Below are 21818 nucleotides of genomic sequence, written 5' to 3'. Positions count from 1 at the left end.
ACGGCCCTGTGCCAGGTTCACGGCCCGCGGTACTCCAGCCAGTCCAGGTTGATCGCCCCGGAGTCGCCGGCGCCGTAGGACAGCGTCACCACCGGATCGCGGCCGCTCACCGGCACGTCGGCGAACGTCACCGTGCCCCACGCGTCCCAGCTGTCCGAGACCTTCGGGAAGCTCACCTGCCGCACGGCGCGTCCGTCCACCGACAACGTCATCGTGCGCGCGTCGCCGTGGGCGTTCGCGTACCGCAGGGTGATCGAGCCCGAACCCGCCGCCGTCGACGCGCGGTGCAGCGTGAACGACGACGCCGCGCCCTGTGCCCACAGTCCGTCGAGGAACGCCCTGCCGGAGTACCCGGTGTGGTTGACGTTCGTCTTGACGCCGCCGGTGTTGCGCGCGTCCTCGGCCTCCAGCCGGCCGGGGGCGGGACAGCCGGAGACCGTGCCCGCCGTGTCCGCGCAACGGTCGCTCGCGTCGGCCACACCGTCACCGTCGCGGTCGCCGGTCGGCGCTCCCGTGAGCGTGATCTCCACGGTGTGCGCGCCCTGGAACGTGGCGGGGACCTCGGCGCGCGACGGACGACCGTCGACCGTGACCGAACGGATCGTCGTGCCCGCCCCGCGCAGCCTGATCGTCAGGTCGGCGTCGCGGTAGCGCAGGTTCCGCAGGGTGACGTCACCCCAGCCCGCGGGCAGGGTCGGCGCGAAGGACAGTCCGGCTTCGGTGTGCCGCAGCCCGAACAGTCCGGTGTGGACCATGTCGAGGAACGCCGTCGCCGACCAGGTCTGGTCCGGCTCGGATCCCCAGTGGAACTTCACCGTGTCGCCGAGTCGCTGGTAGCCGCCGTCGACCACGCCCGTGGTGCCGTTGTAGATCTCCCAGTACCCGCTGTTGCCGGTCGCGAGCTTCGCGAGCCGTGCCGTCTCCGTCGCGAACTTGCCCTGGTCACCGGCCTTGGCGGCCGCCTTGGCCCACAGGCCCTGGACGAGCGGCCAGACGATCGCGTTGTGCCGGCCGGGTTGCGCGTCGGAGTAGCGGTCCCAGTGCGGGAAGGTGTCGGGCATGCCCCACGTCATCGAGCGGGCGTTCGCGAGGATCGACCGCGCCTGGGCCGGGCTCGCGATGTCGAACAGGATCGCGAACGCCAGTCCGGTGCCCTCCTGGTAGGCGCCGCGCGTGCCGTCGGCGAGCAGCTGGTAGTCGTACAGGCCCGTCACCGGGTTCCAGAAGTAACGGTTGATCGCGATCTTGAGCGCGGCCGCCTTCGCGCGGTGGCGGGCGGCGGCCTGCGGCTGCCCCAGCCGTTCGGCCATGTTCGCCGCGTTCACGTAGGCGGAGTAGTAGACCTCGTTGGTGCTCAGGTACATCCCGCTCGCGACACCCGGCCACGGCATGCTGCCGGTGCTGATCGACTCGGTCGCGTCGGCGGGCGGCGCGGGGTACCCGGCGATGCCGTCGTTGAAGAACGACGCGCCGGTGAACAGCCCGTAGGTGGGGTTGAAGCCGGCCGTGGAGGCGTTCTCGCGGATCGTCAGGGTGTTCGCGGCGGTGCGGTAGGCGTTGCCGAGGAACTCCTGGTCACCGGTGACGAGGTAGTGGTGCCACGCGGCCGTCAGCCACACGACCTGGTCCCACTGCTGGTCGTCCTGCTGCACGCGCAGGGCGCCCGCGGGGTCCTTGTCGACGACGGCCCAGAGCGTGTTCTCCGCCAGTGCCGGGGACAGCAGGCTGGTCGCGTTCCAGCTGTTGACCGACGCGTCGCGCGTCCACGGCTGCTGGTAGCCGCCACCCGCGCGGACGAAGCCGACGGCAGGGTCCTGCAGGCCGCTCCTGTTGTGGCGCGGGTCGTAGCCCATGGTGTTGACGCGCAACAGGTTGTCCAGCGCGGCCGTGTAGGCCGAGCCGTACAGCGCCTGGCTCAGCGGGCTCGTGAACTCCAGTGACGGCGTCGTGGCCGCGTTCGCCGGCGAGGTGCCGGTGAGCAGGCCGAACGTCGTCGTCAGGGCCAGTAGGACATGTCCGATCCGCCGCCGGGGACTCATCCCGTGCACCTTTCCCGGCGCCGAGATCCGACCGGAGCCGAACCGGCAGTGCACCATGAAAGCGCTCCCACAGGCCCGGGACGACGGTGATCCTGTCCGCTTCTGTCAGCACTCGCGCACAGGTCGTCGTAGCGGCATGATCCTTCCGGCCCAGCACCGATGAGTTCGCGCGGCCGCGGCGGTCTGATGATCGACCAGGAACGGAAAGGACGCCCCATGACCCAGCTGGTGAAGGTCCAGAACTTCGTCGTGTCGCGAGACGGCTTCGGCGCCGGCGAGGACCAGACCCTCGACAGGCCGTTCGGCCACGCCGACCCCGGCACCATGTTCGCGTGGGCGGGCGCCACGGCGAGCTGGCCCAACCGCACCGACCCCGGCGGCACCCGAGGCCTCGACGACTACCTGACCCGCGACTTCGCGCACAACATCGGCGCGGAGATCATGGGCGCGCACAAGTTCAGCCCGCACCGCGGCCCCTGGGAGAACCACGACTGGCAGGGCTGGTGGGGCGACGAACCGCCGTTCCACACCCCGGTGTTCGTCCTGACCCACCACGAACGGCCGTCGTTCACGCTCTCCGACACGACGTTCCACTTCGTCGACGGCTCGCCCGCCGACGTGCTGAAGCTCGCGAAGGAGGCCGCGCAGGGCAAGGACGTCCGGATCGGCGGCGGTGCCACCACGGTCCGGTCGTTCCTCGACGCGGACCTGATCGACACCCTGCACGTCGCCGTGTCACCGGTCGAGCTCGGTCACGGAGTTCCGTTGTGGAAGTCGCCCGACGAGCTGCTCGACCGGTTCCACCTCGACGTCGTGCCCAGCTCCAGCGGCGTCACCCACCACCTGTTCTGGCGGAAGTGAGACCGCTCAGAACAGGCGGCCGTCCAGGTCCGCGGGCGGTTCCTCCAGTTCGAGGAGGTACCGCTTGCGGCTCAGGCCGCCCGCGTAGCCCGTGAGGCCACCGCGTGCCCCGACCACGCGGTGGCACGGCACGATGATGCTGATCGGGTTCCACCCGTTGGCGTTGCCCACCGCCTGGGCGGCCCTGGGGTCGCCGAGCTCCTCCGCCAGCTGCCCGTACGTCCGCGTCTCGCCGTACGGGATGGAGGTCAGGAGCGTCCACACGCTGCGTTCGAACGCCGAACCGCGTGGTGCCAGGGGGAGGTCGAACGTGCGGCGCGTGCCGTCGAAGTACTCGTCGAGCTGGCGGCGTGTCTCGTCGAACCCCGTGTCCGTGCGAGGGCCGAGGTCGGTCAGCCGTGGAGTTCGCAGGTGGCCGTCGAAGTAGAGGCCGAGCAGGGACTCCCCTTCACCGACCAGGGTCAGCGGCCCGACCAGTGAGTCGACGACGGTGTGGTGAACGAGCATCCCCGGATTCTTCCGGAAAGGGCCTCGCGCCCTCGCACGACCTCCGGTGCGGCGGAGCGCCCGGCCGGTGTCCGGCCGGACGCTCTGCCTGGTGGGGACCCCACCCGCTGCCTTGAGTCAGCGGTCCGAGTCGGCCTCGACGTCGGGGTTCACGCACGGTCCGCCGTCGTTGTTCGAGAACAGCGGCACCGCGATGACGTTGACGTCGACGTGGCACACGTTGATGTCGCTGAGGATCTCGGAGTTCTCCATGTTGACCAGACCGACCTGGTGGTCGTGGTCGTACTTCGACGCGAGGTCCGTCATCTCGTCCATCGCGTCACCCTGCGTGGCGAACGCGGGCGAACCAATCATCAGGAAACCCGCGCCGACAGCAACCGCGGCAAAAGCCTTCTTCAGCATGACGATCTTCTCCTCACGAACCAGTCGTTCTGATCTGCACCTGTGACGGGAGGAACGGGGCCGGCACCCCTGCCCGAAAGCCCCGCTCCTCCGATCAGCGGACGGCGCACCGGCGAAGCGGGCGCCGTCCCGCGTCACTTGTCGTCGGGGTTGGCGCAGAGGCCGCTGTCGTTGTCCGACAGGACCGGCACCGCGATGACGTTGACGTCGATGAAGCAGGCGTTCAGATCGCTGGCGACCTCGGAGTCGTTCAGGTCGGCGACGCCCACCTGGTCCGTGATGTCCAGCTCAGGGGCGTCGGCCAGCGCCGTGGAACCAATACCGAGGAATGCGCCCGCGATAGCGACGGCCGCCCCTGCCTTCTTCAGCACAAAAATCTCCTAGTTCGATTCTTTCGAGAACGGACCGCAGCGGTCAATCTCACCTTCCGCAAGTCCGGGAGAACCGTATCCAAGCGGTTCGTCCGAACCAAATCGGAAACTGCCTCGATGTACGGTTCAAACCGGCCGAACCACACCTTCGGGTGATGCGCGGTTCGTGAGGTTTAGGAATTACCGGTCTCATGATCAGGAGCAATCTCGATATTCCACGCCGGAGCCTTGCTTTGGGGTGAACAATCCTGCGCGGACGGCACTTCGGGCCCGCCAACAGGAGCGAGGTCGTTCGGGACCACACGGAGAAGGACCCGGCACCTCGACGCCCGCAGGTCCTGCCTTTGACCCGCAACCGGTCGATGAGCTGCGGTTTCACGCCGCATCAACCGATCTCTCGCGGCCAGGACATGCGCTCGTTCCTCAGCGGGTGCGCGAAGGGCGGCGGACGACACGCCGCTGCCGCACGTCCGGGCCCCCGCGTTTGTCGGCGGCGCCGACAACCAATACGGTCGCCCCATTGACCACCGGAACCGATGAGTTGAGCCGGCAGCTCCGAATCGCACTGGAGATCGAGGACGTGGCCGGCGAATGAGAATCGCGATGGTGTCCGCACAGGCGAGCCCGCTTGCCGGAATCACCTCTCAGAGCGCCCACGTGGCGGAGCTTTGCGCGGGGTTGAGCGCTTCCCGGCACGAAGTGGTGGTCTACACCCGGCGGGACGACGCGGAGTCGCCCGGCGAGGTCAGAACGGCGGAGGGTTACGACGTCGTGCGGGTTCCCGCGGGGCCCTCTCACGCGCTGGCGGAGAAGGACCTGGTGGCTCACCTGGCCGACTTCGCGAAGTTCCTCGCCGAGCAGTGGCGGCTGTGGACCCCGGACGTGGTGCACTCGCACCACTGGACGTCCGGACTCGTCGCCCTGATCGGCGGGCACCGCCTCCGGGTTCCGGTGGTGCACTGCTGTCACGGGGCCGGCGAGACCGAGGTCGAACAGCGCGCCGACGCGGAGATCCTCATCGCCCGCAGGGCCGCGTGGATCACGGCCACGAGCACGGCGGAGGCCACCGGGCTGTGGCAGTCCGGCGCGCGCCGCAGCCACGTGTCCGTCCTGCCCAGCGGCGTCGATCCCGGCCTGTTCACCCCGGACGGTCCCGCCGCGGTCCACGACGGACGGGTGCGCGTCGTCGTGGCGGGGGGACTGGACCCCGGTGAGGGCGCCGCCGCGATCAGCGCCGTCCTGTCCACGATGGACCACGTCGAGCTCGTCGACGCCGGCGCCGTGCCGCGCGGGGACCGGCCGGCGGTGCTGAGGTCGGCCGACGTCGCGGTGTGCGCGCCGACGGCCGACGCGTACGGCACCGCGGCGCTCGAAGCGATGGCCTGCGGTGTCCCCGTGGTCGCCACGGCGGTCGGCGCGCTGAACGACGTCGTGCTGCCGGACGTGACCGGTCTGCTCGTACCGCCGCAGGACGGCCGGCGGCTGGCGCGGTCGCTCAGGACGGTGCTCGCCGACGAGACGCTCGCGGAGCAGTTCGGCATCGCCGGCCGCGACCGCGTGCTGAGCCGGTACTCGCGGCGCCGGCTCGCGAAGGAGGCGCTGGCCGTGTACGAGCGGGTCGTGACCGTTCAGCCGGAGGTGTCGTCACGGCCGAGCACCCGCCGCAACCGCGCGTAGACCTGGGACGGCCCGCGCTGGACCGCGATCACCTCGGGCCCGATCGCGCGGTCGTACGCCCGGAGCACGTCCAGCGCGACGCGGTCCCACGCGTAGCGCATGGTCACGCGGTCGTGGCCCGCGGCGCCGAGCTCCTGACGGCGCACCTCGTCCCCCAGGAGCGACCGCAGTGCCCGCGCCAGCTGCGCGGGGTTGCGCGGCGGGACGAGCAACCCGGTCACCTGGTGCACCACGGAGTCGGCCAGTCCACCGGCTGTTGAGGCCACGACCGGCACACCGCACGCCATCGCTTCGAGCGCGACGACTCCGAACGACGCGTGCCGTTGAGGACACACGACGACGTCAGCGGACCGGATCAGAGCGGGCATCTCGGTGCGCCGCACCTGCCCGACGAAGCTGATCCTGTCCGCGAGGGCGTGCCGGGTGGCCAGCTCGCACAGGCGCACGTGCTCCGCGTTGCCGGTCAGGAAGCGCCGGGCTGGACCGCCGGCGACGACCAGTTCGGTGCCGCTCACCGCGGTCAGCGCGACGATCAGGTCGTCGACGCCGTCGTCCGGCGCCAGCTCACTCGTGGCGACGACGCGCAGCCTCCCGGTGCGCGGCGTGACCGGGCCGTTCGGCGTGAACACCCGCGTGTCCACACCCCAGGGCACGGTGGAGATCCGGGACCGGCGCACGCCGAGCCGGACGAGTTCGGCGGCCTCGTTCGCGGACGTCGCGACCACACCCGCGGCGCCGCGGCCGACCAGCCGTTCGACGTCGAGCGAGTCGCCGCCCGCCAGTCCGTGGAAGCTCTGCACGATCGGGATCGCGGTGCGCCGCGCGCTGAGCACTGCGCAGAGGCCGGACGTCCAGTGGTGGGCGTGCACGACGTCCGGCGCGCAGTCCGCCCAGCGGGAGTTCAGGAACCGCGCGAACTCCCCGATGTGGGGCACGACCTCGTCCTGGCTGAGCCCGCGCGCCGGTCCGGCCGGCACGTGCACGACCTCGACCCCGCCGGCGCGGTCCGGCGGCCGTTCGCCTGCCCGGCGGGTGTAGATCGTCACCTCGTGCCCTCGCCGGTGCAGCTCCTCCGAGAGCGTCGCGACGTGCCTGGACCGGCCGGGCGCGTCCTGCACGGAGATCATCGCGATCCTCACCTGGCCACCTCCTGCTGGGGCCACGGGTTCGCGGTGCACGTCCTGCCGTCGCGCGGGACGGTCAGGCCCTGCGGCGTCGTGGCGGTGATCTCGGCCAGCCCGTCGTTGGAGACCGAGAACGTCTGCTGCATCATCACCGGCGCCGGAGCGCCGTCGGCGGGGCAGAACTCGTGCCCGTGCCCGAGGAAGTGACCGACCTCGTGGTTGATGAGGTACCTCCGGTAGCCCTCCAGGTCCCCGGCGAACGCCTCAGCGCCGCGAAACCACCGCGGCGCACTCACGTAGACGACACCCTCGTGGTAGCAGGACGTGTCGTACGGCAGGTCGAACCCGCAGGTCGCCCGCGCGGTCTCCGTGGCGGTGAGCCTGATCCGCACGTCCGGTTCCGCGACGTCGACCCGGCGGAACGCGACGTCCCCCGACGCCGTCCACCCGCGCGGATCCGCGAGCGTCGCGTCCACCGTCGCCGCGAAGGCCTGGTGCGCCACCGGTTGCACGGCGCCCTGCTCGACCTCGACGGAGTAGGTGCGCACCCGTCCGGTGCCGACCTGGGCCGTGGTGCCCGCGACGGTCCGCCACCACCCCTCTCCCTGCTCCCGCACCGGAACTCCGGGCGGGAGCGCCGGTCCGGGACGGGGCGTGGCGTCCTTGAGCGCCTCCGGTGTGGACGACGGTGTTCGTGTTGTGGACGTCGGTGGTGTCGTGGACGGAGGTGCCGTCCTCACGGAGATGCTGGCGGCCGCGACCGGCTGCCGCGGCTGGTCCCCCGGCGGCATCTCGTTCTGCGGCAGGGTTTTCAGCATCCCGATCATCACCCCCGCGAGCGCTGCGGCGAGCACGTACAGGACGATCCTTCCCACGGTCATGATCCACTCCCCCGTCACGAACAGCTGAACAGAACGGGGCAGGACGCCTGGTGCAGCGCCGCCCTCGCGTCCGGTTGAAGGCCTTCACCCGGCCCGCGTTCCCGGCCGGACACCACGAGCAGGTCGCTCGGGAACAGCCGCGTCTCCTCCGCGACGGACCTGGCGTCGCGCACCAGCTCGACGATCACGTCCCGGCAGGACGCGTGAACGAGGTCGGCGGCGTCGTCGAGCCACCCTCCGGACCGCGGACACGAAGGCCTGGCAAGCACCCGCAGCCGCGTCGCCCCCCGTGCGTGGCACAGGGTCGTCGCCCGCTGCAGCACCCCTTCGCCACCAACGCGTTCCACGACGGCCGTGACGACACCGAACCGTCCTACGAGGGCCCTGGGGCACCCGCCCATGACCACCACGTCCCGGAGGTCGCGGCCGGCGAGCGGTGGTGCGGCCAGGGCCCGTGCGCGGGAGAGGACCACGAGGGCGCCCTCCTGGACGGGCGGATAGGTGTCCGCGTGGTCGACGTGGACGGTGAGGTCGGGCCGTTGGGCCAGCAGGGCCGCGACCTCGGTGTGCGCGGGGTCGTTGCCGGTGCCGGCGTGCACGACCAGGGCGATGCCGAGCGACTGGGCGCAGTCGGCGGCCCAGCGGACGCCGGTGACGCCGGAGTCGCGGACGTCGACCAGCACGCAGGTCGCACTCGGCGTTGTGGTGGAGGCTGCGGCGGAGTGCGCAGACTCGTTGGCGAGCGCGGTCATGCCGAAACGCTCGGCATCTGGGCGGTGGAGGCGGGCTCCTCGTCGGGTTCGGGAGGCTCCGGCATCTCGACGGCGGCGAGTTCCGCGCCCCTCGCCGCACCGACCTCCACGAGTTCGGGCCTCCTCGGTGCAGGCATCTCCGGCCTGACGCCCACCGCCGAACCGCCCGGCGCGTCCCCGATCTCCTCGTACCACTGGTCCAGCAACCGTTGCCGCTCCCCGAGGTCCGCCAGCAGCACCCGCGACCGCTCCAGCGCCTCCCCCACGATCTCCCGCGCCCGCTGACTCGCCTCGGCCAACCGGCGCTGCGTCTCCTGCTCCGCCTCGTCCAGCAAACGCGCGTGCCGGCCGGCCGACTCCTCCGCGCGGTGCACGGCGTCCTCCGTGCGGGCCCGCGCGTCCGCCTCGATCCCCTCCGCCTTGCGCCGGGCCACGTGCAGCAGGTACCGGATGCAGCCGGACACGGCGTTGTCCTTGCTGTGTCCCGCGTGCAGCGTCCGGTACTCCGCCAGTTCCGAACGCGCCTCCTCCAGGTGGCGCGTCAGGTCGTCGGCCGTTTCCAGGGCGGCGTCGCGGTCGGCGCAGGCGAGTTCGAGCTGTTGTTCGAGGCGGGCGCGTTCGTCGTCGACCTGGCCTCGGTGGTAGCCGAACATCTGCGTGTGGAAGGCCGTGCGGCCCTCGTCCAGGAGGTCGTCCATGGCCATGCCCGTGTCCTTTCCTGAACGGGGCGTTACCTCTGTCGAGGTGGCAGTACCCGTGGAAGGACCCTCCAGACATCTCCGACCAGCAAGCACCCTGTTCAGTGAATTCCTCACGGACTGTCATCGACGTCCGCGGCGCGGGTATCCGCCGCAGACCTGATCGGAGGTGTTCTGTGAACGATGCTGGCTGGCAGCCGTTCGTCGACGCCCTGTGCACCGCGGCGTCCACCTGGGACGCCGACCTGGGGCGGCTGCCTGAAAGCAACCGGACATCGGTCAGCCCTGAGCAGGCGGAGAACGTCATGCTCGCGCTCGCCGCTCTCGCGCAGCGGATGGAGAGGGCGACGGCGGCGATGGTGCGGGCGATGGCCGACGACGGACTCGGCGGGGACGACCTGACGGATCAGGTGGAGTCGTTGGGGCGCATGGCGTTGTGCGTCGAGGCGATGGACCACGCGGCGCAGCTGGCACGGGCCGTGGTCAGCAAAGACGTGTAGGCGCGCCGGATGCGTCCGGCGCGCCTCGTCACGTGCTTCGGGTCAGTTCTGGCGCAGGTACCCGATGTACGCCTCCGCTGCGGCGCGCGCCCTGTCCCGCAACGCCTGAGGATCGGTGCCCGCCGCCGCCTTCAGGCCCTCGCAGCTGGTGGCCAGCACGTCGGGTCCGAGCGCGGTCATCGCCATGCCGGGCAGTTCGTCCTTCATGCACCGCGTCGCGCGTCCGACGGCCTCGGGGCTGCAGTAGTCCTCCGGCGAGTAGCACTTCTCCACCACGTCGTCGAGGACGGGCTTGCTGCGGTTGTAGATCATCTCCATGCCGCCGAGGCCCGAGACGGCCTTCGGCAGCACGACGTCCTTGAGCTCCTGCACGTCGCGGCGGTCTGTCCCGGGTTGGAGCTGCGCCTGGCAGACCGGCGTCATGAACTCCTCCCGCGCGATCTCCGTCAGCTTGCCGACTGTGTCGCTGAAGTTGCCGTAGCACGCCATCGCGTTCGCGGCCGCCGGGGCGAGCACCAGCGGAATGGTGGCGATCAGCGCGGCCAGTGCGGTGGTCCTGGTCTTCATGCCGTCCTCCTGGGACTTCAGTCGATCGGTTCACCGACTGGTACCCCCGCGCTCACACGCTCCACGCGGCCCGAACCGGGTTCGACCGCATCGAGTGAGACGTGGTTGCGCAGCGTCACCGTCCGGAAGGGACGACGAAGTCCGCCTGAGCGACCACGCCTTCCTCCTCCACGACGCCGAAGCAGGCACCGCCCGCACGGACCGCGTCCCTCAGCTCGGCCACGAAGTCCACATCGGACTCACCGCCGGAGAGGTCCAGCAGCACGTCGTCGAAACCGAGCGACGCGGCCTCCCGCGCCAGGGCGACGACGTAGCCGCGGACCTCAGGATGGGCGGAGTTCGTCAGGGTCAGCCCGGCGCCGACGTGGTCACGCCGCCCGGAAGCCGCGGACGCCCGCGCGAGCACGGGGTCGCGGAAGGCGATGATCACCGCGACCGCGCGCACCCCGGCTGCGTGCAGTTCCCCGACGGCGGCGCGCGGGTCGTACAGGTCACGGACGGCGCCGATCTGCTTCGCCAGCGGCACTTCCGACAGGTGGGCGACCTGTCCCGTCTCGTCCTTGACGTCGAGGCGGACGGCCTCGACCTCTCCCTTGCGCGCCATCGCGAGCACGTGTTCGCGTGCGCGGGGAGTTGCCCAGTCGGCCGCCGTCACCTCCACCGCCCGCACGTCGGGACGCGACACGGGCACCACCACGTGCCGCCCGGCGGAGTTACCCGCCGCGTCCCGCGCCTCGACGTAGACGGTCGCCGACGCCGCGGGCACGACGGCCGCGAAGACGCCGTTCACCATCAGGGCTCGGGTCTGACCGATCCGCACGACCGCCGCACCGCGGGCGGTGCCCTTGATGATCACCGGCGAGCGCGGCCCTTCTGCTCGGACGTGGTCCACGACAACGGATGGCGCGGTGTCGTCGATGGTGAACCGCTGGTCCACGACGGCGTCCATGACCAGCGGAGTGGCGCTGCGCACGCGGGCGATCAGCGTGTGGTCGCCCTCGGCAGGCCTGAAGTCCTTGAGGGTCAACCGATCGCGGTCACGGGTCGTCGCGACCACGACGTCGTCGACCAGAACCTCCACCCGGTCCAGGACGTCCGGCTCGTCCGTGCTGACGCTGACGTCGCGGAACACGTCACCCCGGAGCACCGCGCCGTCCCTGAGGCCGTCGACGGTCAGGCCGATCTTGTCGATGTGCGCCACGGAGCCCACCACGAGAGTGGACGACACGGCGAACACCACGCCGAGGAAGACGAGGAGGAAGAGCTCAGACCTGCGGACGCGGGTGGACATGGCTCATCCCGCGGCCAGGGCGGCGAGGCGGTCGGCGCCTCCGTTGAACACGTTCTGGTCGATCGGCGACGACGTGAACTGCCAGATCGTGTGCACAGGCCAGCGGAACGGCATCGGGCCGGCCGCCGCCGCGTACCGGGCGACCCACAACGGGTTGGTGGAGCTGAAGTCACCGGAGCGGCCGGTGCACTTGTCCCACCACAGCGTGGACGTGTAGATCACCGGCCAGCGCTTGGTGAGCGCGTGGTAGGTGTCGCTGAAGCTGCGGATCCAGCCCACCATCGCGCCGTGGCTCAGGCCGTAGCAGGTGTCGCCGCCGTACGGGTTGTACTCGATGTCGAGCGTGCCCGGCAGCGTTTTGCCGTCACGCGACCAGCCGCCGCCGTTCTGCACGAAGAACCGGGCCTGCGTCGCGCCGTCGGAACGGTCCGGCAACGCGAAGTGGTAGGAGCCCCTCACCATTCCGACGGCCGCGGAACCGTTGTACTGCTGGGTGAAGTTCGGGTTGCGGTAACCGGTTCCCTCGGTCGACTTGATGTAGACGAACCGCTTCCCCGAGCGCCACCAGTGCCCCCAGTCGACGTTGCCCTGGTGGCTGCTCACGTCGATGCCGTGCACGCTGCCCACGTTCTCCGCGCCGAGCTCGGACGGCGACCCGAGCATCTCGCCGGTGCCCTCGTGCCTGGCGATCTGCGAGCCCGCGGTGTGGTCGTCGGCCCCTTCGGCGGCGTGGGACTGCACGGGACTCAGAACACTCGCCAGCAACGCGATCGCGGTGGCGCGAACGAATCGGGAGCCGGCACTTCGTTGCGACGACATCGGTTTCCTCCCCGTGCGTGAATGGTCCTGAACGGCAGCTACCCGTGGCACCAACGGAAAAACAAGACCTGCATTTGTTGGCACCACGGAGTGAGCGAAGTCCTGTTCAGGCACGCTCGGTGACGACTTTCCGACCTGCGATTCATTCGATGTGGTCGCCTGATCGGTGATTCCCCGGGTAACCGCCGAAAGCCGCCCTGAAATGAGAGGAGTCCGGTGTGAATCGCAAGCGGATCGGGTCCGGTGTCGGCAAGCTGGCCGGGCTCTGCGTGCTCGCCGGCGCGTTGGTCGCCGGGCTTCTCTTCCCCGTCACCGCGACGCTCGGCTTCGTGTCGAACAAGGTCAGCGACCAGGTCCAGTCCACTTTGGCCGAGATGGTGAACACCGGACCGCCGCTGATGACGACCGTGACCGACAAGGACGGCGCGCCGATCGCGTACCTGTACGACCAGTACCGGGTCCACACGCCGGCGGACAAGATCTCGCAGCACATGAAGGACGCGTTGCTCGCGATCGAGGACCGCCGCTTCTACGACCACCACGGCGTCGACTGGCTGGCCAGCCTGCGCGCCCTCGCCCGCAACAACGCGAGCGGCTCGGTGCAGCAGGGCGCGTCCACCCTGACCCAGCAGTACGTGAAGAACTACCTGGTGCACGTGGTGGCCCGCAACGACAAGGCCGCGCAACAGGCGGCCCAGGAGCAGAGCATCACCCGCAAGCTGCGGGAGGCACGGCTGGCGATCGGCCTGGAGACGTCGCTGAGCAAGGACGAGATCCTCCGCCGCTACCTCGACCTCGTGCCGTTCGGCTCGACGATCTTCGGCGTCACCGCCGCGTCGCAGGCCTACTTCGACACGACGCCGGACGAGCTGACGATCCCGCAGGCCGCCACGCTCGCCGGCATGGTGAACAGCCCCACCGCCCTGGACCCGGAGGCGAACCCGGACAAGGCGATCGAGCGCCGCAACCTCGTGATCGACGCGATGGTCATCGACGAGAAGTTGTCCAAAGAGGACGCTGACCGGCACAAGACCGCTCCGCTCGGCCTGCAGGAACCGGTGCGTCCACTGCAGACCGGCTGCGTCGGTGCCGGACCGTCCTACGGGTTCTTCTGCTCCTTCCTGGTCGAGTACCTCGTCGAGTCCGGCTTCGGCCTGGAGCAGCTGAAGATCGGCGGCTACCGGGTGGAGACGACGCTCGACCCGAAGATCACCGAGCACGCCAAGCAGTCGGTCGAGGCGCAGGCGCCCAAGAACACGCCCGGCGTCGCGAACACGATGGCCGTCGTGCGCCCCGGCAAGGACGCGCACGAGGTCGTCGCCCTGGTGGCCAACCGCGACTACGGCCTCGACAAGGAGAAGTTCCAGACGCAGTTCGACCTGCCGAGCGGCGTGGAGAACAAGTTCGGCACGGGTTCGGTCTACAAGGTGTTCACCGCGGCCGCCGCCCTGGACAAGGGAATCGGCATCGACACCGTCGTGGCCTCCCCCAACTCCTACGCCTCCAGGGTGTTCAAGGGCGGTGCCGCCTCCTGCCCTGCCACGGGCGAACCGAACACCTACTGGTACTGCCTCTCCAACCACAACGACCGCTACCCGCCACAGATGCCGCTGAAGCAGGCGCTCGCCACCTCCCCGAACACGGCGTTCGTGATCCTGGAGGAGAAGACGGGCCTGGACGCGGTGGTGGACATGGCGTCCAGGCTGGGCATGCGCAAGACGATGGCCACGAACATCGCCGGCATGACCCCGGACCCGAAGGGCGCCAAGGACCTGCGGATGACCCAGTCCGAGTTCTACGCCTCCAACGGCAACGCCTCGTTCACGCTCGGCCCCGCGCCCTCCAGCACGCTCGAACTGGCCAACGTGGCCGCGACCGTCATCAGCGGCGGCACCTGGTGCAAGCCGACCCCGATCCGCCGGGTCGTCGACCGCGACGGCAAGCCGGTCGAGCTCACGAAGCCGCCGTGCGAGCAGGCCGTGCCGGAACCTCTCGCCAACGCGCTGGCCGTGGGCCTGAGCGAGGACAGCAAGGGCCAGGGCACCGCGGCGCTCACGGCGCGCAAGGCCGGCTGGAAGCGGCCGATGATGGGCAAGACCGGCACCACCGAGGAGTACAAGTCCGCGGCCTACCTGGGTGCCACGCCCGACTACGCCGGCGCCGTCCAGGTGTTCAACGACAGCACCTCACCGAAGGGCATCTGCGTGGGCACGGGCGCGCCGACCCTGTGCCCCGAGGGCAACATCTACGGCGGCACGGTGCCCGCGGCCACGTGGTTCGAGACGATGACGAAGGTGCACACCGACCTGCCGGAGAAACCCCTGCCGCAGGTCGAGGAGCGCTTTCTCAAGGGTGACGCGCAGATGAAGGTCCCCGACGTCGTCGGCTCGGACCTCGGCAGGGCGCAGGCCATGCTGCGTGACGCGGGGTACCAGGTGACGACCGTGTCCGTCGCGTCGCCGAGGCCGGCCGGTGCGGTGGTCGCGCAGTCGCCGCAGGGTGTCGCGTTCCGGGGGACGCCGGTGACGCTCTCGGTGAGCAGCGGACCGCCGCCGCCTCCCCCGGCCGCGCCGCCGGCACCGACCAGCACGCCTCCGGCTGAACCCTCGTCGTCCGCGGTGGCGGAGCCGCCGTCGTCGGCTCCGGGGCCGCCTGCTTCGTCGTCCGCGGAGGCCGTGCCACCGACTCCTGGATCGTCGTCGGTGGCCCCTGCTTCGTCGTCCGCAGAGGCGGTGCCACCGGCTCCGGCACCGTCCAGCACGCCCCCGGCTGAACCCTCGTCGTCCGCGGCCCCGGAGCCGCCGACTCCGGGGCCGTCGTCGGTGCCGCCTCCCCGGTGACGTGCCGCCGTCGCCAGCAGCCCTTCCCGGTGAGGCACCGGCCAGGAAGGGCCTCCACCTACAGCCCGTGCCCGAAGGCGAACAGCGGATCGTCGTAACCCGCGACGTCCTCGTGGTGCCGCCGCACCTGCTCCATCGACCGCGGCAGGTCGAACGGGAGCCTGCCCTCCGGCGGGATCACGCCCGACAACGCGTCGGCGAGCGCCTCGTCGGTGGAGCCGTAGCTGACCACCAGGGTCGACGCGACGTCGAGCAGCGGTGTCAGCACCGCCGCGCGGTCCAGCGTCACGTCGACCACCAACGGGCAGGCGGCGGCGACGCGGGCCAGACGGGTGGCGAGGCCCGGCTGGAAGTCGAGCGAACCCTGGTGGAACCACGACTCCAGGAACAGGTCCGACCGCGGGTCGAACGGCGCCATCAGCCGCACCAGCGCCAGGTCCGCCTCCTCCGGTGTGGCCACCACGGTTCCCAGCCGTGCCGCGACCTCGGGTGAGACGTTCTCCACGTACAGCTTCAGACCCGGCCGCAACGGCAACGCCGCCACACTGGAACCCGCCTGCAGCACCGTCACCGAACGGGCCTGGGCGGCGTGGCCCTCGTCGCGGAAGTCCTGCCGTCCCACGACCTCCGCCGCACGGTCCTCGTCGACGAACGGGTCGTCGAACAGCCCGAGTCGAAACTTCACCGTCAGCAGCCTGCGTGCCGACTCGTCGATCCGCTCCTCCGACACGCGGCCCTGGGCCACGAGTTCGAGCAGCACGTCGACGCACTCCTCGCCACCGAACTGGTCGGCGCCCGCCTCCAGGATCAGCTCCATGCGGCCGTGCGCGTCCAGGTGCTCGACGCCCCAGGCGCGGGCGGGCAGCACCTTGTCACCGACGTGGTTGTCCATGACCAGTTCCCAGTCGCTGAGCACCACGCCGTCGTAGCCGAGGCCCTCGCGCAGCATCCCGGTGACCACCTGGCGGTTGTAGCCGAACCCGACCGCCTCGATCGACTCGCCATCGACCTCCAGGCCGACGGGCATCCCGTAGTACGGCATGATCGCCGCCGTGCCCGCCTCGATGACCGCGCGGAACGGTGCCATGTGGTCGTCGAAGCGGCCACCGGGGTAGACCTGCTCGCGGCCGTACGGGAAGTGCGCGTCCTCGCCGTCCTTCTGCGGGCCGCCACCGGGGAAGTGCTTGCTGCAGCAGGCGACGGACTCCAGTCCCAGCGACTCGCCCTGGAACCCGCGCACGTACGCCACGGCCAGTTCAGCCGTCATAGCGCTGTCCTGGCCGAACGTTCCCGCCTGGCGGGCCCAGCGCGGTTCGGTGGCCAGGTCGATCGCCGGGTGCAGCGCGCACCGGATGCCGGCGGCCACGTACTCCTGGCGCGCGATGTCCGCGAAACGCTCCACGAGGGCCGGATCGCGCAGCGCGGCGAGGCCCAGCGACTCCGGCCACTGCGAGAAGGCCTTGGCGCTGAACGACACCCCGGCGTTCTCCAGGAACGCGTGCCGCGGGTCGGTCGAGATCGTCACCGGGATGCCGTGCGGTGTGCTCTCGGCGATGCGCTGGAGGTTGTTGTACCAGCGCGCCGCCATCCGCGCGTCGAGCAGGGCGTGCACGTTGAAGTGCGACAGGTGCTTCTGCGTCACCACGACGCTCGTCGGCGACTTGCTGATGTCGCCGGGAGCCTCCTTCACCGTGCCGTCCGCGCCCGCCTCGATGACGGTGTGGAACAGCAGTCCCGCCTTCTCCTCCAGCGACAGGCGGCCCAGCAGGTCCGCCACGCGCTCGGCCACGGGCAGGCGTGGGTCCTCGTAAGGGTCCATGACGCCGTTGCCGTTGAGGTCGCGGTACTCGACGCCGTCCTCGGAGACCAGCCGAACCATGTCAGAAACCTCCATCACACTCGGCTCGCGCCGAACTCCTCGACACCGATCACCGGACGCAGCGCGCGTTCGACGGCCGGTGTGGCGAACGACCGGCGGATCACGTCCCGGCACAGGACGTTCCCGATCGCTCCCATGACCATCGCCTGGTCCAGCGACAGGTAGCGGCGCGCGATCGTGCCCGACCGCACGGCGACCGCGTCGAAGAACCCGCCCCTGCCGTACGCGCGCAGGTCGTCCTGGATGCGCGCGAGGTTCGTGTACGCCTCATCGCGTTCGTGCATCATCGCCAGGAACGCCGCGTGCGGGGTCACCACGCCGTCGCCGTAGGTGGGCGTCGGAGCGGTGGCCGGTCGGCACGTGCCGAAGCCGACGTCGTAGTTCGTCATCTCCTGGTCGGAGAAGTAGCCGTTCGCCCCGTTGCCTGGCTCGTTGCCGGGGCCGAGGCCCAGCGCGTCGACGCCGTACTCGCGGTAGCCGCCGGCGGGGTTGCTGGACGGGCTGAAGCCCCAGAAGCCGTACTTCGCCTCCAGCAAGCCGTGTTCTCGTTGAGCGCGAACGTGCAGCGGGTGGTTGCGGCCCCACGACTTCGGCGCCCACTTCGCCTCGGGCACGAACACGTCCGGCATGAGCTCCTCGAACATCGACCCGCCCCAGCCGGGCACGATCCGCATGCCGCGGTAGGTGTAGGCGCCCTCGAAGACCTCGATGCCGTAGTAGGTGCGGTTCTCCCCCACCGGCTGCATCTCGTGCCACGACCAGTCGCACGACGCCGGGAACGTCCGCCACATCGCGAAGTACTGCTTCGGCGGGACCTGGCCGGTGATGATGCCGAGGTAGCTGGTGATCCGCGTCTCGGACACCGTCGTGTCGTAGTGGTGCGTGGTCAGCCAGACGGGGTCGCCGCCGATGTGCGTGCCCTGGTAGACACCGCCCGGCCGGTCGTGGTCGAACGGGAAGAACCCGCCGTGGATCAGGCCGCCGGGCCGCACGGGGTGCGCGGGGTCGTCGCCGGGGTTGTAGAACGCGTCCCAGCGCATCCGGGCGAACAGCCTGCGCGCCAGGGTCGCCGCCGCGCGGTCGGCTCCCGCCACGGTGAGCAGTGCAGCGCCGAGCCAGCCGTTGTCCACACTGGAGCAGAACGGGTGCACGACGGCGCCCGTGCCGGGCCAGGAGCGCAGCGCGTCGCCGGTCTCCTCGTCGTACCAGTTGAAGTACATGCCGCTCGGGACGTGGTGCTCCATCCGGTCGAGCGTGGTGAGGGTGCGGACCAGCCGGGCCGACGCCTCGTCCTTCGAGATCAGGCCGAGTTCGCGGGCCACGATCGTCGACCACAGGTAGCCGCCGATGTTCGTCGGCGAGGTGTAGCCGGAGCGATCGGACGCGGCGAGCGACTCGGGGATGTTGTCCGCGGGCAGGCCGGTGCCCGACGGGGTCATGGCGACGAGGCTGCGCCACGTGTCCTTCGCCCAGCCCCGCACGCGGGCCGGGTCGAACCGATGGCCGGGAGCGGCCGCGGCGGAGGCGGGAACGGCGAGCGCGGCGGCGCTCGCGACTAACAGGGTTCGGCGGGTGATCCTGACTGGCGGTTCCATGAGGGTCCCCTTTGGACGATCACTTGATGCCGGTGGTCGCGATGCCTTCGATGAAGCGCCGCTGGAAGACGAGGAACACGAGCAGCACCGGAACGACGACGATGGTCGCGCCGGCGAGGAGCAGGCCGTACTGGATGGAGTTCTGGCCGGTCGAGTACAGGGCGAGCGCGACCGGGAGCGTGTACTCGCTCTCCTGCTGCGCCACGACCAGGGGCCACAGGAAGTTGTTCCAGCTGCCCAGGAACGTGAGGATGCCGAGGGTGGCGAGCGCGGGCCCGCACAGCGGCAGGATGATCCTGGCGAAGATCCGCAGCTCACCCGCGCCGTCGACCCGTCCCGCGTCGATCAGCTCGCCCGGCAGGCCGACGATGAACTGGCGCATCAGGAACACGCCGAACGGCGACACGAGGAACGGCAGGATCAGCGCGGGCAACGAGTTCGCCAGGCCCGCGTTGACCACGAGCACGTACAGCGGCACGAACGTGACCACGCCGGGGATCATCAGGGTCGCCATGACGACCACGAACAGGGCCCGCTTGCCGCGGAACTCCAGCTTGGCGAGCGCGTAGCCGACCATCGAGCAGAAGAGCAGGTTCCCCACCGTCACCAGCACGGCGACGATCGCCGAGTTGAGGAAGTACGTCCCGAACTGCAGGCGGGAGAACAGCTGCGTGTAGTTGTCCAGCGACGGCGCCTGCGGCAGCCACGTCGGCGGGTTCGCCCGGATCTCGCCCTCGCCCTTGAAGCTGCCGAGGACCATCCAGACGAACGGCGAGACCACGGCGACGAGCGCGAGGGTGAGCGGAACGTAGAGCCACCAGCGGTTCTTCGCGGTCATGTCAGCTCCTCTCCCTCAGCAGGCGGAACTGCAGCGCCGTGACGACCGCGATCACCACGAAGATCAGGTAGCTCATCGCCGAGGCGAAGCCGTAGTTGCCGAACCCGAACTGCCGGTAGGTGTACATCGACGCGGAGATCGTCGAGTTGAGCGGGCCGCCGTTGGTCATGACGTACGGCTCCTCGAAGAACTGCAGGTAGCCGATCGCCGTCGTCACCGAGACGAACAGCATCGTCGGGCGCAGCAACGGCAACGTGATGTGCCGGAACCGCTTGACCGCACCGGCTCCGTCGATCGACGCCGCCTCGTGCAGCGACGGCGGGACGGCCTGCAGCCCGGCCAGGAAGATGATCATCGCGGTGCCGAAGTTGCGCCACGCCGCCATGAGGATCAGCGCCGGCATCGACCAGTCCGGGTCGCCCAGCCAGTTCGGGCCGGTGATCCCGAACCAGCCGAGCACGGTGTTGATCAGCCCGAACTCGTCCTGCAGCAGGAACCGCCACACCACGGCGACCGCGACGATCGACGTGATCACCGGGGTGTAGAAGCCGAGCCGGAAGAACGCGCGGAACCGCGAGATCCCCTTGTCCAGCACCACGGCGGCCGCGAGCGCGATGGCCAGCGTGAGCGGCACGCCGACCACCACGAAGTACGCGGTGTTCGCCGCCGCCGTGCGGAACAGCGGGTCGGCGAACGCCTGCACGTAGTTGTCGAGCCCGACGAACTCCACCGCGAACGGCGTGCGCAGGTCGCGGTTGCGCGTGTCGGTGAAGCTCATGAACAGCGACTGGATCACCGGCCACGCCGTGAACACGAGGAACAGCAGGCAGAACGGCAGGATCAGGCCCCACGCCGCCCGCTCCACCCCGCGGCGGCGGGCCGGTGCGGACAAGCTCACTTGCCGGTCCCGATGGAGTCGGCGGCGGACTGCGCGGCCTTGAGCGCGCCTGCCGCGTCGGCGCCGGACCGCGCGACCTTCTCGACCTCGGTGTCGAGCGCGGTGATCGCCTGCTCCCAGGTGGCGAAGGTGGGCGGCGACTGCGCGGTGTCGAGCTGCTTGCCGAACGTCGCGAGCTTGGTGTCGGCGGTCAGGGCCGAGTCCTGCCAGGCGCTCTTCACCGACGGCAGGTCCGTCGACTGCTGGTACCACTTCACCTGGGTCTTGGGGTCCGCCAGCCAGTTCACGAACTTCCAGGCCGTGTCGCGGTTCTTGGTCTCCTTGAACACGACGAAGTTCGACCCGCCGACGAAGCTCGACGACGTCTTCTTCACCGGCATCGGCATGACGTCGTACTTGTCCTTGAAGCCCTCACCGCCGAGCTTCTCCACCGCGGACATCATCCACGGGCCGGAGATGAACATCGGGACGCGCCCGCTGACGAAGTCCGGTTCGGTCGTGGGCTGCGCGGGAGCCTCCTTGTCCGCGATGCCCTCGCTGAAGAAGGAGCCGTAGTAGTCGAGGGTCTCCTTCATCTCCGGGCTGTCGAAGTTGTACGCGCCGCCGTTGTCCTTGGTCAGCTGCGCGCCGTTCGACCACGCGAAGGGCAGCAGCGACTGCCACGAACCGGTGCCGCCCGCCTGCAGGCCGATGCCGAACTTGGCACCCGCCTTGCTCTGCATGGCCTTGGCCATCTCCTTGAGGCCCGGCCAGTCCTTCGGCGGCGTCTCGTACCCGGCGGTCTTCGCGAGGTCCTTGCGGTAGTAGAGCAACCTCGTCTCGACGTACCAGGGGATGCCGTACGACGTTCCGTCCACTTCGGTCGTGCGCTGCGCGCCGTCGAAGAACTTGCCCTTGTCGATCGACGACGGCGTCGGGTCGAGCGCGCCCATGCCAGCGAACTCACCCATCCACGTCGAGCCCACCATGGCCGCGTCCGGCGCCTGCCCGGCGGTGATCGCCGAGGTGAACTTGTTGTGCGCGGCGTCCCAGGGGATCGCCGTCACCTGGACCTTGGCACCGGGGTTCGCGTCCTCGAACTCCTTGGCCAGCGCGGGGAGCTTCTCCCCCTCCGCACCCATGGCCCAGACGGTGATCGTGCCGGTGGCGGGCCCCTGGGCGACGTCGGCGCCCTGCTGACCACCGGCCTCGTCACCGCCGCGGCCACACGCCGCCAGCACGAGCACCAGGGCGGACACGCCCGCGAGCATCCTGGAAGTCTTGCGCACCATTGCTTCTC

General features: G+C 70.2%; 20 protein-coding genes. 4 read left to right on the top strand and 16 right to left on the bottom strand.

Features of this window, described 5'->3' with window-relative positions; translation table 11 throughout:
• Positions 1-17: 17 nt before the first annotated feature.
• Entirely contained in the window at positions 18-2039 is a 2022-nt protein-coding gene (locus ACFWN2_RS13100) for a glycosyl hydrolase family 65 protein (protein WP_382427230.1), read from the bottom strand.
• A gap of 216 nt (positions 2040-2255) precedes the next feature.
• Here ACFWN2_RS13100 and ACFWN2_RS13095 point away from each other — a divergent pair, with 216 nt between their 5' ends.
• Positions 2256-2900, top strand: a complete 645-nt coding sequence (locus ACFWN2_RS13095; RefSeq protein WP_382427228.1) for a dihydrofolate reductase family protein — start codon at positions 2256-2258, stop codon at positions 2898-2900.
• A 6-nt stretch (positions 2901-2906) separates the two neighbouring features.
• Here ACFWN2_RS13095 and ACFWN2_RS13090 read toward each other — a convergent pair whose 3' ends face one another.
• The 3 genes from ACFWN2_RS13090 to ACFWN2_RS13080 form a co-directional block, all read right to left on the bottom strand.
• Positions 2907-3407, bottom strand: coding sequence for a methylated-DNA--[protein]-cysteine S-methyltransferase (locus tag ACFWN2_RS13090; protein ID WP_382427226.1), 501 nt, complete (start codon positions 3405-3407; stop codon positions 2907-2909).
• Between the two features lie 117 nt (positions 3408-3524).
• Positions 3525-3809 carry a hypothetical protein gene (locus tag ACFWN2_RS13085; RefSeq protein WP_382427225.1) on the bottom strand — a complete coding sequence of 95 codons (285 nt, stop codon included), beginning with the start codon at positions 3807-3809 and terminating at the stop codon, positions 3525-3527.
• A gap of 134 nt (positions 3810-3943) precedes the next feature.
• Positions 3944-4180, bottom strand: coding sequence for a hypothetical protein (locus ACFWN2_RS13080; RefSeq protein WP_089917997.1), 237 nt, complete (start codon positions 4178-4180; stop codon positions 3944-3946).
• Positions 4181-4771: 591 nt separating this feature from the next.
• Between ACFWN2_RS13080 and ACFWN2_RS13075 the strand changes: the two genes are divergently transcribed.
• Complete coding sequence (locus tag ACFWN2_RS13075; RefSeq protein WP_382427223.1) at positions 4772-5857, top strand: glycosyltransferase; 1086 nt, start codon at positions 4772-4774, stop codon at positions 5855-5857.
• Here the strand turns inward: ACFWN2_RS13075 and ACFWN2_RS13070 are convergent.
• From ACFWN2_RS13070 to ACFWN2_RS13055, 4 genes are read right to left on the bottom strand one after another with little or no spacing between them, the layout of a single operon-like run.
• On the bottom strand, positions 5809-6996 hold the full coding sequence (locus ACFWN2_RS13070) for a glycosyltransferase (RefSeq protein WP_382427222.1): 1188 nt from the start codon (positions 6994-6996) through the stop codon (positions 5809-5811). The genes ACFWN2_RS13075 and ACFWN2_RS13070 overlap by 49 nt on opposite strands.
• Positions 6993-7862: a DUF3152 domain-containing protein gene (locus ACFWN2_RS13065; protein ID WP_382427221.1), complete on the bottom strand. Its 870-nt coding sequence runs from the start codon at positions 7860-7862 to the stop codon at positions 6993-6995. Before ACFWN2_RS13065 ends, ACFWN2_RS13070 begins: the two co-directional genes overlap by 4 nt.
• 14 nt (positions 7863-7876) lie before the next feature.
• Positions 7877-8614: a hypothetical protein gene (locus ACFWN2_RS13060; protein ID WP_382427219.1), complete on the bottom strand. Its 738-nt coding sequence runs from the start codon at positions 8612-8614 to the stop codon at positions 7877-7879.
• Positions 8611-9318: a hypothetical protein gene (locus tag ACFWN2_RS13055; protein ID WP_382427218.1), complete on the bottom strand. Its 708-nt coding sequence runs from the start codon at positions 9316-9318 to the stop codon at positions 8611-8613. The genes ACFWN2_RS13060 and ACFWN2_RS13055 overlap by 4 nt, the downstream gene beginning before the upstream one ends.
• Before the next feature lie 170 nt (positions 9319-9488).
• On the opposite strand from ACFWN2_RS13055, the gene ACFWN2_RS13050 reads away from it, so the two are divergent.
• Positions 9489-9812, top strand: coding sequence for a hypothetical protein (locus tag ACFWN2_RS13050; RefSeq protein WP_382427217.1), 324 nt, complete (start codon positions 9489-9491; stop codon positions 9810-9812).
• A 42-nt stretch (positions 9813-9854) separates the two neighbouring features.
• Here ACFWN2_RS13050 and ACFWN2_RS13045 read toward each other — a convergent pair whose 3' ends face one another.
• From ACFWN2_RS13045 to ACFWN2_RS13035, 3 genes are all read right to left on the bottom strand, one after another.
• A complete protein-coding gene (locus ACFWN2_RS13045; protein WP_382427216.1) occupies positions 9855-10379 on the bottom strand; it encodes a hypothetical protein in 525 nt (174 codons plus the stop codon).
• 115 nt (positions 10380-10494) lie between these two features.
• Entirely contained in the window at positions 10495-11670 is a 1176-nt protein-coding gene (locus ACFWN2_RS13040) for a putative glycoside hydrolase (RefSeq protein ID WP_382427214.1), read from the bottom strand.
• 3 nt (positions 11671-11673) lie between these two features.
• Positions 11674-12489, bottom strand: a complete 816-nt coding sequence (locus ACFWN2_RS13035) for a lysozyme (RefSeq protein ID WP_382427213.1) — start codon at positions 12487-12489, stop codon at positions 11674-11676.
• Positions 12490-12707: 218 nt separating this feature from the next.
• On the opposite strand from ACFWN2_RS13035, the gene ACFWN2_RS13030 reads away from it, so the two are divergent.
• Positions 12708-15329 (top strand): transglycosylase domain-containing protein, encoded by a 2622-nt coding sequence (locus ACFWN2_RS13030; RefSeq protein WP_382427212.1) that lies wholly within the window; start codon positions 12708-12710, stop codon positions 15327-15329.
• Between the two features lie 58 nt (positions 15330-15387).
• Here ACFWN2_RS13030 and ACFWN2_RS13025 read toward each other — a convergent pair whose 3' ends face one another.
• The 5 genes from ACFWN2_RS13025 to ACFWN2_RS13005 are packed head-to-tail and all read right to left on the bottom strand — an operon-like array spanning position 15388 to position 21810.
• Entirely contained in the window at positions 15388-17208 is a 1821-nt protein-coding gene (locus tag ACFWN2_RS13025; protein WP_382427210.1) for a glycoside hydrolase family 3 protein, read from the bottom strand.
• Between the two features lie 14 nt (positions 17209-17222).
• A complete protein-coding gene (locus ACFWN2_RS13020; RefSeq protein ID WP_382427208.1) occupies positions 17223-18803 on the bottom strand; it encodes a glucoamylase family protein in 1581 nt (526 codons plus the stop codon).
• A 19-nt stretch (positions 18804-18822) separates the two neighbouring features.
• Positions 18823-19641, bottom strand: a complete 819-nt coding sequence (locus ACFWN2_RS13015; protein ID WP_382427207.1) for a carbohydrate ABC transporter permease — start codon at positions 19639-19641, stop codon at positions 18823-18825.
• A gap of 1 nt (position 19642) precedes the next feature.
• Complete coding sequence (locus ACFWN2_RS13010) at positions 19643-20539, bottom strand: carbohydrate ABC transporter permease (protein ID WP_382427206.1); 897 nt, start codon at positions 20537-20539, stop codon at positions 19643-19645.
• Positions 20536-21810, bottom strand: coding sequence for a sugar ABC transporter substrate-binding protein (locus ACFWN2_RS13005; RefSeq protein WP_382427204.1), 1275 nt, complete (start codon positions 21808-21810; stop codon positions 20536-20538). The genes ACFWN2_RS13010 and ACFWN2_RS13005 overlap by 4 nt, the downstream gene beginning before the upstream one ends.
• Between the last annotated feature and the right edge of the window lie 8 nt (positions 21811-21818).

Source organism: Lentzea sp. NPDC058436 (assembly GCF_042721515.1).
Lineage (GTDB): Bacteria > Actinomycetota > Actinomycetes > Mycobacteriales > Pseudonocardiaceae > Lentzea.
This window is presented reverse-complemented; position numbering and strand designations above follow the sequence as displayed.